General features: G+C 60.3%; 12 protein-coding genes and 1 tRNA gene. 7 read left to right on the forward strand and 6 right to left on the reverse strand.

Going from position 1 to position 13,822, the window contains the following annotated elements:
* Positions 1 to 27: 27 nt before the first annotated feature.
* From NKI24_RS02870 to NKI24_RS02880, 3 genes are all read right to left on the reverse strand, one after another.
* Positions 28 to 1,191, reverse strand: coding sequence for an isovaleryl-CoA dehydrogenase (locus NKI24_RS02870; protein ID WP_352743260.1), 1,164 nt, complete (start codon positions 1,189 to 1,191; stop codon positions 28 to 30).
* 48 nt (positions 1,192 to 1,239) lie between these two features.
* Positions 1,240 to 1,902, reverse strand: coding sequence for a TetR/AcrR family transcriptional regulator (locus NKI24_RS02875; RefSeq protein WP_352743262.1), 663 nt, complete (start codon positions 1,900 to 1,902; stop codon positions 1,240 to 1,242).
* 148 nt (positions 1,903 to 2,050) lie between these two features.
* Positions 2,051 to 2,329 (reverse strand): acylphosphatase, encoded by a 279-nt coding sequence (locus NKI24_RS02880; protein WP_352449018.1) that lies wholly within the window; start codon positions 2,327 to 2,329, stop codon positions 2,051 to 2,053.
* Positions 2,330 to 2,526: 197 nt separating this feature from the next.
* Between NKI24_RS02880 and NKI24_RS02885 the strand changes: the two genes are divergently transcribed.
* Positions 2,527 to 3,027, forward strand: coding sequence for a MarR family winged helix-turn-helix transcriptional regulator (locus tag NKI24_RS02885; protein WP_352449017.1), 501 nt, complete (start codon positions 2,527 to 2,529; stop codon positions 3,025 to 3,027).
* A gap of 32 nt (positions 3,028 to 3,059) precedes the next feature.
* Here the strand turns inward: NKI24_RS02885 and NKI24_RS02890 are convergent, their stop codons facing one another.
* The gene (locus NKI24_RS02890; protein ID WP_352743264.1) at positions 3,060 to 4,166 is read right to left on the reverse strand and encodes a pyridoxal phosphate-dependent aminotransferase; all 1,107 of its coding nucleotides are present in this window, start codon (positions 4,164 to 4,166) and stop codon (positions 3,060 to 3,062) included.
* A gap of 120 nt (positions 4,167 to 4,286) precedes the next feature.
* On the opposite strand from NKI24_RS02890, the gene NKI24_RS02895 reads away from it, so the two are divergent.
* Together NKI24_RS02895 and NKI24_RS02900 are read left to right on the forward strand one after the other, a co-directional pair.
* Positions 4,287 to 5,939 carry a tetratricopeptide repeat-containing sulfotransferase family protein gene (locus NKI24_RS02895; RefSeq protein ID WP_352449015.1) on the forward strand — a complete coding sequence of 551 codons (1,653 nt, stop codon included), beginning with the start codon at positions 4,287 to 4,289 and terminating at the stop codon, positions 5,937 to 5,939.
* Positions 5,940 to 6,019: 80 nt separating this feature from the next.
* Entirely contained in the window at positions 6,020 to 7,672 is a 1,653-nt protein-coding gene (locus tag NKI24_RS02900; protein WP_352449014.1) for a tetratricopeptide repeat-containing sulfotransferase family protein, read from the forward strand.
* A 263-nt stretch (positions 7,673 to 7,935) separates the two neighbouring features.
* On the opposite strand, the gene NKI24_RS02905 is transcribed toward NKI24_RS02900, so the two are convergent.
* Positions 7,936 to 9,087 (reverse strand): porin, encoded by a 1,152-nt coding sequence (locus tag NKI24_RS02905; protein ID WP_352743266.1) that lies wholly within the window; start codon positions 9,085 to 9,087, stop codon positions 7,936 to 7,938.
* A 449-nt stretch (positions 9,088 to 9,536) separates the two neighbouring features.
* Here NKI24_RS02905 and NKI24_RS02910 point away from each other — a divergent pair.
* The 4 genes from NKI24_RS02910 to NKI24_RS02925 all read left to right on the forward strand — a co-directional run bounded on the left by NKI24_RS02910 (position 9,537) and on the right by NKI24_RS02925 (position 12,558).
* Positions 9,537 to 9,627, forward strand: a tRNA-Ser gene (locus tag NKI24_RS02910).
* 187 nt (positions 9,628 to 9,814) lie between these two features.
* Positions 9,815 to 9,940, forward strand: coding sequence for a hypothetical protein (locus NKI24_RS02915; RefSeq protein ID WP_352449012.1), 126 nt, complete (start codon positions 9,815 to 9,817; stop codon positions 9,938 to 9,940).
* Positions 9,941 to 10,064: 124 nt separating this feature from the next.
* Positions 10,065 to 11,261, forward strand: coding sequence for a porin (locus tag NKI24_RS02920; protein WP_352449011.1), 1,197 nt, complete (start codon positions 10,065 to 10,067; stop codon positions 11,259 to 11,261).
* A gap of 238 nt (positions 11,262 to 11,499) precedes the next feature.
* Positions 11,500 to 12,558 (forward strand): tyrosine-type recombinase/integrase, encoded by a 1,059-nt coding sequence (locus NKI24_RS02925; protein ID WP_502895000.1) that lies wholly within the window; start codon positions 11,500 to 11,502, stop codon positions 12,556 to 12,558.
* A gap of 306 nt (positions 12,559 to 12,864) precedes the next feature.
* Here the strand turns inward: NKI24_RS02925 and NKI24_RS02930 are convergent, their stop codons facing one another.
* Positions 12,865 to 13,758 (reverse strand): alpha/beta fold hydrolase, encoded by an 894-nt coding sequence (locus tag NKI24_RS02930; protein WP_352743269.1) that lies wholly within the window; start codon positions 13,756 to 13,758, stop codon positions 12,865 to 12,867.
* Between the last annotated feature and the right edge of the window lie 64 nt (positions 13,759 to 13,822).

Genomic DNA, 13,822 nt, shown 5'->3' on the forward strand with positions numbered 1-13,822 from the left:
TTCTGGCAAAATCTCAAAAAGACGCCATCAGGCGCCCTCCACCATGATTTCCCGCCCGATCAGCCAGCGACGGATTTCGCTGGTGCCGGCACCGATCTCATAAAGCTTGGCGTCGCGCAAAAGCCGGCCGGTCGGGTAATCGTTGATGTAGCCGTTGCCGCCCAAAAGCTGGATCGCGTCGAGCGCCATCAGCGTCGCCTTTTCGGCGGCGAAGAGGATGCAGCCGGCGGCGTCCTTGCGGGCCGTCTCACCGCGATCGCAGGCGGCGGCCACGGCATAGACGTAGGCGCGCGCCGCGTTCATCGTCGCATACATGTCGGCGAGCTTGCCTTGCACCAGCTGGAATTCGCCGATCGGCTGACCGAACTGCCTGCGTTCATGCACGTAAGGGATCGCCACGTCGAGGCACGCTGCCATCAGCCCGACCGGGCCGCCGGCCAGCACGGCGCGTTCGTAGTCGAGGCCCGACATCAGCACCTCGACGCCGCGCCCTTCCTCGTGCAGCACATTATCGAACGGCACTTCGACATCCTCGAACACCAGCTCGCCGGTGTTCGAGCCGCGCATGCCAAGCTTGTCGAGCTTTTGCGCCACCGAAAAACCGGCAAAAGCCTTTTCGACGATGAAAGCGGTGATGCCGCGCGAATTGAGTTCCGGATCGGTCTTGGCGTAGACGACCAGCGTCTCGGCATCCGGCCCGTTGGTGATCCACATTTTGGTGCCGTTCAGCACATAGCGATCGTTGCGCTTTTCGGCGCGCAGGCGCAGCGACACCACATCAGAGCCGGCACCCGATTCCGACATCGCCAGTGCGCCGACTTTTTCGCCGCTGCAGAGCGAAGGCAGATACTTTTCCTTCTGCGCCTGCGTCGCCCAGCGGTTGATCTGGTTGACGCAGAGGTTGGAATGGGCGCCGTAGGAGAGGCCGACCGAGGCCGAGGCGCGCGAAATCTCCTCCATCGCCACGACATGGGCGAGGTAGCCCATGCCGCTGCCGCCGAAATCGGGATCGGCGGTGATGCCGAGCAGGCCGAGCCCGCCGAGCTCCGCCCACAGATGTGCCGGGAATTCGTTCGAGCGATCAATCTCGGCGGCGATCGGTGCGATCTTTTCCTGGGCGAAGCGCCGCACCAGGTCGCGCAGCGCCTCGATGTCTTCGTCAAGCCCGAAGTTGAGCGTATGCGTGTACATGCCGTTCCTCCCGGCGCACGACCGCGAAAATCGGGATCATGCGCGAAATCAAAGTGCTGCAGCGTCCGTTGCGCGCTCGAATGGACGCACGGCGCCGTGGCTCGTCCTCGCGCCATCGCTCTTTGCTCCAACAAGGCGCATTGTCATTGCTAGATATGTAGCGGTGACTTCGGCGATCGACAGCCGTTCGCCCGGCCGGAACCAGACGATGACGCCGGTCATCATCTGGATCAGCGCCATGGCGGTGAGCCCGGTGTCTTCGATGCTGAATAACCCCGCTTCGACGCCGTCGCGCAGGATGGCGCGCAGCTCCTTCTCGTAGGCCGTGCGCATGCGCAGGATCTGCGTGAGTTTTTCATGCGACAGGCTGCGCAGCTCCATGTTCGAGACATGGGTGGAGTGGCGGCGTTCGATATGGAAAGCGATGTGGTTTTCGACATAAGCGGCAAGCCGCGCTGCCGGATCGGCGCCGACAGGGCGTGTTGCGCGCCACGCCTCGATCAAGCCTTCCATATGCTCACGCATCAGCATGAACAGAAGGTCCTGCTTGGTCGGGAAATAGCGGTACAGCGCCGCTGCCTGGACGCCGACCTCGGCCGCCAGCTGGCGCATCGACATCGCCTCGTAGCCGAGACGCGCAATCAGGCTGACCGCCGCCTCGCGGACCGCAGCTTCGGTCTTCTCTCCGTCGGAACCGGTCGTACGCGCCATGACAAGCCGCCTTTTCGCGGACAATAAAACAAACGTTCAATTAATTCAAGGACCGAGGCATGTCCGGGCAGGGCAATGGCTTCAGGTTTGCTCTATCTGCACCCTGGAGATTTGTGCGATGGAAGCGAATGAGCAGGATCATGCCTTGCTAGGCAACAATCCTGAAACCCGCGGACATATCGCGAACCTCGATCTCCTCGACGTCGACCTTCGAAACCGCTGCCCCCGGCGGCCCTTGCCAAAGCCGTTCGATCATTGTCGAGACCGCCGCACCGGTCCCTGCGATCAAGGCTGTCACCGAGCCGTCAACTTCGTTGCGCACCCACCCGGCAAGGCCAAGCGCCGACGCCTCGCGCCGCGCCCAGACCCGGTAGCTGACGCCTTGCACCTTGCCGTATATGCGTACCTGCACCGTACGATCGGTCATCGCGCTCTCCATCCTCTGAGTCGAGTCTGGCGCATCGCCGTGCAAATTCAACCGCGCAACGTGCATCGAAGGTCTCTCTCCGGTCGCTATCCGCCAGCTTCACGTGCGAGATAGGCGGCGTCTCCATTAATGATTGACTAAGTCAAATAATAGGCGATCATGGCCCTGACGGAGCGGTCCGTCAGAAGGAGGTCGACATGCCGGCCGATCGGAATGCCCTTGTCGCGGAGATACGTGGCTTCAATCGCTTCTACACGCGCCTGATCGGGCTGCTCAACCTGACCTTCACGCACAGCGCCTATACGCTGGGCGAGGCGCGGCTGCTGTTCGAATTGGGCGGCCGATCCCGCGCTGTCGCCAATAGCGGCGGTGAGGCAGGGTTTCTTGCACGGGCGTTCCACCTCGATCTCCGGCCGGCGGCCTCCGAAATCGCTGCCGAACTCCGGCTCGATCCGGCCTATGTCACACGCGTCCTGAGGAGGTTCGCCGCCGCTGGCCTGACCGAGACACGCTCTGACCCAGCCGATCGGCGCAGACGTATCCTGTCGCTGACCGCTCGCGGAAGTGCTGAGCTCGCCAGGCTTCAGGCTGCGGCGGATCGCGACCTCGCCCGGCTGACGGCCGGCCTCGCCGATGACGCGGCTGCCGAATTATCGGACACCTTGAAGCGCGTCATGCGCCTGCTCGGGGAGAAATAGCGGGCAGCACTGGAATCCCGGCGTTGCGCTCTTCAGTTCCCCCGCGCTGCCGCCAGTGCGCCAGGCAGTTCCTCGGCAAAGATGTCGAGCTCGTGGTCGAGGCCGACAGTGACCCGGATGCAGCGGTCGAGAACCGGCACCATCGGCTTGCGGATGAAGACGTCGCGTGACAACAGCGCCTGCAGCACTTTCAGTGCGAAGGCGCCGTCGCGGCCGCAGTCGATGGTGACGAAATTGGTCGCCGAAGCCAGCGGCTTCAGCCCGTTCGCTTCGGCTATTGCGGCGATACGCCCGCGGCCGGCGGCGACCCGCGCCACCACGCTATCCAGCCAGGCCTGATCGGCAAGCGCCTCGACACCGGCGATCTGCGCCATGCGGCTGACGCCATAGTGGTTGCGGATCTTCTCAAAGTCCCGAATCACCTGGGCCTCGGCCACCGCATAGCCGCAGCGTACGCCGGCCAGCCCATAGGCCTTGGAGAAGGTGCGCATGCGGATGACGTTCGGCCGCGCGACATCGATCGGCGGCAGCGCTGAGGCTGGCCCTAATTCGCCATAGGCTTCGTCGAGCACCAGCATTGTGGTCTCCGGCAAGGCTTCGATGAAGCGGCTGAGCTCGGCGGCTTCCCACCAGCTGCCCATCGGATTGTTCGGATTGGACAGGTACACCAGTGGCGCCTTTTCCCTGGCCACTGCCGCCAGCAGGCCGTCGAGGTTTTCCCGATCGTTCTCGTAGGGCACTGCGACCAGCCGGCCGCCGACGCCGGCAACATGAAAGTTGAAGGTCGGATAGGCGCCTAGCGAGGTCACCACCGCATCGCCCGGCGCCACATACATGCGCGCAACCAGGCTGAGCAGCCCGTCTATCCCTTCGCCGACGACGACGTTTTCGGCGCCGACACCGAGATGCCTAGCTACGGCTACCTTCAAATCGTGATTGTCAGGGTCGCAGTACATCCACATGTCGCCGGCAATCTCGGCCATACGGGCAACGACGCGCGGCGAAGGGCCAAAGCTGCTCTCGTTGGCGCCGATACGGGCGCGAAAGGCGCGGCCGCGGTCGCGCTCCTGCGCCTCAGGGCCGACAAACGGCACCGTGGAGGGAAGCGCGGCGATGAGCGGCGTAAGGGGAGGGCGCATGGCAAAGGCTCATTCGAAAAGGGGCCTTCTTGCTAGCCTGCCGGCTTGGCCTGCGCAAGTTCCGCGGCAGGCGGGAACGTCAGGCTGGATTCTCCCGGATCATTTTGCTAGCGAGACATCATGAGCAACCGACTGCCGCCCGCTTGGTCCAAGCACATAAAGTCCCGCCCGGCGCCGAACGTGCAACCGCCGAAAGCGAAACCGCCGTCGCGCGCGCAGGCCGACGATGCGCTGCTGCGACAGGCGTATGGCTTGCAGCAGGCCAAGCGGTTGGCGGAGGCTGAGGAACTGTGCCGTCGCGTGCTGGAGCGCACGCCCAACCATCCCTTGGCTTCGTACATCATGGGCACGCTATTCGTCGGGCTCGACGATGAAATGGCGCTGCGATATTTGGCCCGAGCCGTCGGCGAGGAGCCTCAAAACCCCTTTTATCACCTTAGTCTGGGTGAAGTTTATCTAAAAGTCAGCGAATATTCGCCCGCAATCAGGCATATTCAGCAAGCATTGAAGTTGAAGCCCGATTTGCTGGAGGCGCTTTGCGCATTGGGACGCGCTTACGTCGAATTCGACAAGGCTGACATGGCTGTCCCGGTTTACGAGAAAGCGCTCAAGATCAACCGTGATCATCCTCGCGTTCGGACAGGACTGGCCAGCGCACTCACCGGTCTCGGTCGCGTGGACGAAGCCGAAGTCTATCTGAAAGAAGCGATCGAACGTCGCATCGCGATGCCCGCTGCCTATAACGAGCTTGTGCATGCGCGCAAATTCACCGAAGAGCCGGCCGAACTTAAGTCCATTCTGCGCGAACTGGGCTACCCAAAACTTGACCCCGAAAGTGCGATGAGACTTCATCACGCAGCCGGCAAGGTGCTGAACGACCTTGGGCGCTACAAAGACGCGATAGATCATTTCAAGAAAGGCAAGCGGGCCGCAGGCTATAAGTTTGACCTGGAAGCCTATCGCCGCTGGGTCGACTCTACGATCGAACTCTTCAACCCGGACATGGTGGCTGCCAAGGCGGGTCATGGAAGCCCATCGGAAGTGCCCGTGTTTGTGTTGGGAATGCCCCGGTCGGGGACCACCCTGACCGAGCAGATTTGCGCGAGCCACCCGGATGTTCACGGCGCAGGAGAACTGAGCAAGCTAAGGCGAGCCGCAAATGCTACCGGCCTCACCAGGCTTTCGGCACGGGCTTTGGGCCAATCGATAGTGCCGATCACCCCTGACCTGTCCAAAATCCTGGCCGAGGAGCACCTGTCCTACCTTCGTGAGCGTGCGCCGACCGCACTTCGCGTCGTCGACAAAATGCCCCAGAATTTCGAACTGATCGGTCTCATAGGCCTTCTCTTTCCCAACGCGCGGATTATTCACTGTCGCCGCGACGCCATCGACAATTGCCTCTCATGTTTTTTCCTGAATTTCTCCAAGGGACACAGCTACATCGCCGACCTGCAGACGCTCGGGCTGTACTACCGTGAATACGATCGCCTGATGCGGCATTGGGACAAGGTTTTTCCAGGACGCATCTTCGAAAATCGCTACGAGACGCTGGTTGCGGATCAGGAGGCACAATCGCGCCGTCTTATCGATTATCTTGGATTGCCCTGGGACGATGCCTGCCTGCGCTTCTTCGACAAGGAGGGATCGGTCAACACGGCCAGTCGCTGGCAAGTCCGGCAGCCGATCTACAGGTCATCTGTCAAGCGCTGGAAAAACTATGAGGGCAAGATCCAGCCGCTGATCGACGCCTTGGGCGACCTAGCCGAACTTTGAACAAGGAGGGCGCCCGACAGGATAGGCCAGCCCTTCAGGCCAGGCTGGATTCTCCCGGACCATTTTGCTAGCGAGACATGATGAGCAACCGACTGCCGCCCGCTTGGTCCAAACACATAAAGTCCCGCTCGGCGCCGAAAGTGCAGCCGTCGAAAGTGAAATCGCCCTCGCGCGCGCAAGCTGACGACATGCTGCTGCGACAGGCGCTCGAACTTCAGCAAGCCAAGCGGCTCCCGGAGGCGGAGGAATTATGCCATCGCGTTCTCGCCCGCACGCCCAACCACCCGCTTTCGCTCTACATCCTCGGCACGTTGGGCCTCGGTATCGACGACGAGTTGGCTCTCAAATATTTTGCGCGGGCAGTAAGCCAGACGCCTCAGAATCCATATTTCCACCTTAGCCTGGGAGAGGCCGGTCTGAAGCTTGGCGACAGCTTGCTTGCGATCAGGCACCTGCAGCGCGCCTGCGAATTGAAACCCGATCTGGTGGAAGCGCTTTGCGGACTGGCGCGTGCCTACGTCAACTTCGACAAGGCCGAGATGGCTTTGCCCCTTTACGAGAAGGCGCTAAAGATCAACGGCGACCATCCCATGGTCCGGATTGGTCTGGCTGGTGCGCTCACCAGCCTCGGCCGCATGGACGAAGCCAGAGCCTATCTCGATCAGGCAATAGAACGTCGCGTCGATGTTGGGGCAGCCTACAATTACCTGGTCGACACGCAAAAGTTCACCGAAAAACCTGCCGAGCTCGACTCTATCCTGCGCGAACTCTCCAATCCCAGGCTCGAACCCGTTGCTGCATCGCAGCTCCACCACGCGGCAGGCAAAGTGCTGAACGATCTTCAGCGCTATGAAGAGGCGATAGACCACTTCAAGAGGGCGAAAAAGGCCGCTGGTCACGATTTCGACCTGGAGTACTACCGCCGAAGCGTCGATTCCATGATCGAGATATTCAGCCCATCACTATTGGAAGCCAAGGCTGGCCACGGCAGTCCGTCTGAAGTGCCTGTGTTTGTGCTGGGCATGCCCCGGTCGGGGACGACGCTGACGGAGCAGATCTGCGCGAGCCATCCGGATGTCCATGGCGCCGGGGAGCTTACGAAGCTGCGGCGAATCGCGAACTCGATGGGCTTTAGAACACTGTCGGATGAAGACCTGCGCAATTCGATTATGTCGATGACGAGGGATCAGTCGAGGGCGCTGGCCGAAGAATACCTGTCTTATCTGCGCCAGCACGCGCCTGCCGCGCCCCGCATCGTCGACAAGATGCCGCACAACTTCGAGTTTATCGGCGTCATTGGAATTCTCTTTCCCAACGCACGCATCATTCATTGCCGGCGCGATGCCATCGACAATTGCGTCTCCTGCTTCGTCTTGCATTTCACCAAGGACCACGGCTACAACGCCGACCTTGAGACACTCGGGTTGTACTACCGCGAATATGATCGCTTGATGCGGCACTGGGACAAGGTCTTTCCCGGACGTATTTTCGAAAGCCGCTATGAGACGCTGGTTGCGGATCAGGAGACGCAATCGCGCCGTCTCATCGATCATCTCGGCTTGCTTTGGGACGATTCCTGCCTGCGCTTTTTCGAGAGGAGCGGATCGGTCAATACCCCCAGCCGCTGGCAGGTCCGGCAGCCGATCTATAGTTCATCCGTCAAACGCTGGAAAAAGTATGAGAGCGCAATTCAGCCGCTGATTGACGCCTTGGGCGATCTGGCTGAAATTTGAACAAGTAGGATGCGCCCGATCGGCCGAGGTCGATCGTGACTTGCTGTCGAGATACATTGATCCGGTAGGCCAGCTCTTCAGATCGGCCCAAGTTTTTCTTTTGCACGAACAAGCGTGCGGAGCGAGCATTGCATTCGACCAGCCCTGCGATCGGCTGCTCAGCAGCAGCCTGCATTATGCATCGAGAGTTGACAGCTGCGTCGCGCCGATACGAAAAACCCGGCGGTTACCCGCCGGGTTCAATCTCAATCTAGCTCGGACTGTTAGAATGAGCGCTGGAAGCGGAGCATGCCGCCGACGCTGTCCTTGTCGTCGGCATTGGTCCAGTTGCGATCGTAGGCTTTGTCAAACTGGCCGTCGCGGGCCCAATCGACTTCGGCAGTGATCGTGAGACCGGGAACGATATCGTAGGCAATGTTCGCGGCGACGCCGTAGTTTTTGTCATCGTCAGCCGACGCCTGGAGGTTGAACGAGGTCTTCTCGTTTATGGTGTAAGTGCCACCACCCCAGACTGCCCAGTTGCCGCCCCATTGCTTGTAGAAGTTGCGGTCGATGTTGTCGTCCGAACCGTAACCGGCCATGAGGAACAGTGTCAGGTTCTGTATCGGCGTAACGTCGACGCGAACCTTGCCGGCCCACTCCTCCCAGGTGCTGTCATAGGCGGCGACACCGGTGATCGAGCCCCAGCCCTGCGTGTATTTGATACCGCCGACGACATACGGGACATAGCTGTCGATGGAATCATTGCCGCTGTTGCTGTCTTGGAAAATGCCAGGATCCGCAGCGGCACTGCCCGAACCGGTTTCCAACGATGCCACGGCCGAGAAGCCGTTTCCGGCATCGAAGTAATACTGGACGACGTTGGTGTCGAAGCCGCCGTAGGGGACCAGCGTATCCTGAATGACGTTGCCGGCGTAGCCGATGAAGGTACCAAAGGCCGATTCGTCCTTGCCGACGCGCAGACCACCAAGCTGGACCCAGGCAAAGTTCAGCGAAACGCTCGTACCGCCGTTAAAGTTGTCATCAAGGTAATCGTTGTGGTTACCCCAGTTGAAGCGGGTCTCGGTGTAGGTCTTCAGGGTGCCGAGCTCGGTTTCCTGGCCGGTCCAGGTCTTCAGCGTGAAGCGGGCGTGCTTGTAGTAGGTATCCTGCGAGTCGCCGTCCTGCTGATCGGTGGTCTTTGCACCGTCGAATGAGCCGACGTCACCGATGCCGATGTCATAGCGGACATAACCGCCGATGCGCAGGCAGGTTTCGGTGCCGGGGATGTAGAAGTAGCCAGCGCCGTAGACGTCGCAAATCTTGACGTATTCAGCGGGTTCCGGCTCGGCGACAACGACGGCGTCGGCGGCGCGCGCACCGGAAACTGCGATCAGTGCCGCAGCGGAGCCGAGAAGAAGGCTCTTGATGTTCATTTTCTGACCTCCAGTCAAAAGTTAAAAAACGGGTCTGGGTATTCTTTGCTGAAGGACAGCGTTCCCTGCCCCATCCCCACTACCGAAAAAGATGCGCACCGCGCCGCTCCTTCAAACCCGACATTACCCATGAGACGGCGGCGTTCAACCACGATCGTACCGGCAAAAGGTTTGTGTTGGCGCTATACCCCAGCGTTGTTGCACAAATGACACGATTTGGCCTCACTCCGAAAGCTCCCGTTAACCAACAGCCCTTCGCAAGCCGTTGCAAACGGCGGATTCCGGCGATGGTCGGCCCGAAATGTGACCATGGCCCGAGTCGCGAACCGGGGAATTGCCGCAGAATCGCCATATCGCCGCGCGGCGCTTTGGCGAAGGGTCGATTTTTCAAGGATAATAGCGTCAGCTTGTTGATTGTGCCGGCGCTTTTCTTTATCCACCGGCGCAACGGAGAGGTGGCCGAGTGGTCGAAGGCGCTCCCCTGCTAAGGGAGTAGAGGTCAAAAGCTTCTCGTGGGTTCGAATCCCATCCTCTCCGCCACCCTACGCCCTGCGGGCTTTGGGTGGCAGGCCACCCGAAACCGCATTTTGGGCGTAGGGTGTCGCCCGAAGCTACGAAGTAGCGTAGGGGGACCATGTGGTACGTCTAATTTCTGCAACTCCGTAACGGCGATGTCGGATCGACCAACGATCTTCGACGCCGTTTTGATTCGCACCGATCAGGCTATGTGACTTCGACTAAGGCTTATCTGCCTGTAATCTTGAAGGCCTACATCGGGGTTGAAACCGAGGCCAACGCGCGGCAACTCGAGCGATATTTCAAGACCGGTTCGGGCCAAGGCCTTTGCGAGTAAACGTTTTTGGCCGACAGGGCCTCACTGACGGCCTTAGGACTATCTATTTGAAATATAAATAAAAACGGACCCAACGAGCTGCTTTTCGCCGGCCACCGTCCCGATTCTGACTGGAGGTCAGAAAATGAACATCAAGAGCCTTCTTCTCGGCTCCGCTGCGGCACTGATCGCAGTTTCCGGTGCGCGCGCCGCCGACGCCGTCGTCGTCGCCGAGCCGGAACCCGCTGAATACGTCAAGATCTGCGACGTCTACGGCGCTGGCTACTACTACATCCCCGGCACCGAAATCTGCCTGCGCATCGGCGGCTATGTCCGCTATGACATCTCCGTGGGCCAGGCTGGCTCGTTCGACGGCGCCAGGTACCAGGACCTGTCGGATGCCTTGGATGGTGAAGACAACGTCAACGACGGCTATTACAAGCAGGCTCGCTTCACGTTGAGGACCTACACCGGCCAGGAAACCGAGATGGGCACCTTGAAGACCTACACCGAGACCCGCTTCAACTGGGGAACCGGTTATCAAGACGTGCCTGGGTTCGACGAGCACTTTTCCAGGTTTGGTAGCAGAGGCGTTTCGCTGAATTTCGCCTGGATCCAGCTCGGTGGTCTTCGCGTCGGTAAGGACGAAACAGCCTTCAACACGTTCACCGGCTACGCCGGCAACGTCATCCAGGATACGATCGTTCCCTACGGCGGCTTCGACACCAATGTCGTCCAGTACTACTTCGATGCCGGCAACGGCTTCTCGGCCGTGGCGTCGTTGGAAACCGGTGAAGGCTTTATCCTTAACAGCGCCAATACTGCCATCACTCTCGGTCACGACTCGGTCGACAGCTATGTTCCGTATCTCGTTGGCGGCGTGAAGTACACGCAGGGCTGGGGTTCCATCAGCGGTGTTGTTGCCTATGACAGCAGCCTGGAAGAATGGGCCGGCAAGGTTCGCCTCGACGTGACGCCGATGCAGAACCTGTCGCTGTTCCTGATGGCCGGCTACGGCTCTGACGACAATCTCCCGCGCAACTTCTACAAGCAGTGGGGCGGTAACTGGGCAGTCTGGGGTGGTGGCACCTACACCATCAACGAGAAGACCTCGTTCAACCTGCAGGCGTCGTATGACGAAGCCAAGGAAGCTGGCGTCGCGGCCAATATCGCCTACGATATCGTTCCCGGCATGACGATCACGGCCGAAGTGGACTGGGCTCATAACAGCCACCACATCGATAGCGACTCGCTGCCCGGTTATGAATACAACTGGACCGGCATCCCGGGCGACAAGAAAAACGCCGTTGGCGGCTTCCTCCGCTTCCAGCGCTCGTTCTAAGGGCTGGACTTAAGGCAAGTGAAATCCAGCCCGGGCGCCTTAACGCCCGGGCTGTTTTTGTTTTCGCGACTGGTCGCAAACAGAAGGAAAAGGGGGTTCGGTAGCTGAACAGGGTTGTGGAACGATGTCGTTGGGATCCGCCACTGGTGGATGAAATCGGCCACAACGCTTAAAACTCTTGAAAGGGCACCGCCAAGCAGGTAGGTCTAGGCCTATCCACTCGGGGGTGTGGCGAATAATGACGAACGATGCGATTCAAGAGGGAGGAACCTCTGATCATTTTTCGATGTTTTCTTCTCAAACTGCAAAAATAAAATACAGTTACAACAAGATACGAGAAGTAAAGTCGCACAGGATCGGAGAACTTTTTTCAGCATACCGGGACATACTTTGGGATGACGGGCGGCATAAATACAATGTCAGCTCCTTCATCGGCGAAATAGACGAGATCCTCCTTGGGGAGCGTTTCAGCGCCTTTGACCAAAGCACCCTCGACAATCTTATCGGCACCTTGCGCCAGCGCGGCAACAGCAACGCAACCATCAATCGGAAGATGGCTGCCCTCAGCAAACTGCTGCGCAAGGCTCACAAGATGGGAGATATCCACAGCCTGCCCGAGTTCCGCCGCCAGAAGGAGCGGGCGGGACGGATTCGTTTCCTCGAAAGGGACGAGGAGGCCCGGCTGTTCGCTGCCATCAAGAGCCGCAGCGAGGACGCTTATCGGCTTTCCGTCTTTCTCGTCGACACCGGTTGCCGCCTCGGCGAAGCGCTGGGTTTGATCTGGAACGATATCCAGGAGCACCGCGTCAGTTTCTGGATCACCAAATCCGGCCGCAGCCGCACCATTCCGATGACCGAGCGGGTAAAAGAGGTGATCAAGCTGCCGGCCACCGAGGGCCGCCGGCCCAAAGGCCCGTTCACCAAGCTCAGCCAGGCGCAGTTTCGCGCCATCTGGAACGATGCCAAGGCCGAAGTCGGGCTTGGCGCCGACGATCAGGTCGTGCCGCATATATTGCGCCATACTTGCGCCTCGCGTCTCGTCCAGGGCGGCATCGACATCAGGCGTGTGCAGATGTGGCTCGGTCACCAGACGCTGTCGATGACCATGCGCTACGCCCATCTGGCCACCAACGATCTCGATGGCTGCGTCACCGTGCTGGAAACGCCGCGGTGCAGTGGCGCGGACAGAGGCGGTGCAAGCGCTTTGTCTTCTCCACCTCCGGCGAGGCGAGAGCCAAAAAGCGAGCCGGCCGGAAGCAAGGCCCCAAAGCCCGCAAAGAGAAACGCCAAGTCCTGACGGATCTGACGTGAGACATCAGCCCGCTCAGGGTTGCGCTGCCCCTCATTGCCCTGCCGGGCATTTCTCCCCGTATAGCGACGGGGAGAAAGGCGTCCTTGCGAAAGAGTCGCTAATCCCCAGCGTTGCAGACACCTCCCTTCTCCCCGTCGCTATACGGGGAGAAGGTGCCGGCAGGCGGATGAGGGGCAGCGCCGACATCGATAAAAAGTATCTCACCGCTAATTCCAACGGAACTGTCAACGGCCGTCGGAATGCTTTGACCGACGCAAAACCTGCGCGTGAATTACTTCGCTCGGTCGAGCTTTACTTCCTGCCACCCCGCCGCTCCGCCCGATCGAAAAAACCAGCGATCCTGCCCGGCAGGATCCCGGACTCCAAAAACGGTGCATGGCCCTGGCCGTCGGCGGTGATCGTCTCGATATCGGTATGGCGCGTCCGCATCTGCTCGAGCGTTTCGGCGGACAGCAGCTTCGAATTGGCGCCGCGTATGACGAGCATCGGGATGGCCGCCAGCGCGTCGAACTGTGGCCAAAGATAGGGCAGCGGCCGGCTGGGATCGAGCCCCGCCAGCGTCTCGACCAGTTTCGGATCGAAATCGGGCAGAAATCCCTCCTCGGTCTCGCGGTAGAGGGCTGATGCCATCCGCTCCCAATCCGCATCGGTCAGCGCCGCAAAATCCGCGCCATGGGTGCTGCGCAGGCCGCGGACCACCTCTGCGTACGTCTTCGGCTTGGGCGCGAGGTCGAGATAGGAGCGGATATGGGCGAGACCTTGCGCCTCGATCACCGGGCCGATGTCGTTGAAGACGATGGCCTTCAGCACGGCCGGCCGCATCGCCCCGAGCACATGGATGATCAGTCCGCCGCGCGACGTCCCAATGAAGGCTGCCTTCTCGATGTTCAGCGCCGCCAGCCCGGCAAGGATATCGCCCGCCTCGCTGCCGTTATTGTAATGGGCGATATCGGCATCGTAGGCGGACTGCCCGCGCCCGCGATAATCGAAGGCGACAACCCTGCGCTTCGCCTGCGTCGACAGATAAAGCGCCAATTCGTGAAAGTCACGGCAATTGCGGGTCAGGCCGGGCAGGCAAACGACTGGCCAGTGGCCGGAATTCGCTTCGCCGTAGATGCGGGCGTGCAGGGACAGCCCGTCCGGCGCGGCGTAGAAGAAATCGGAGAAGCCTTCGTCGTTTGGCATGTACACTCGATTCCGTGCTGCTGTCAGATCGTTGCGACTGCTACAGGCGAGGGCAGGGGCGGTC

Origin of the sequence: Mesorhizobium sp. M0701 (assembly GCF_040320365.1) — a bacterium.
Taxonomy (GTDB): domain Bacteria; phylum Pseudomonadota; class Alphaproteobacteria; order Rhizobiales; family Rhizobiaceae; genus Mesorhizobium.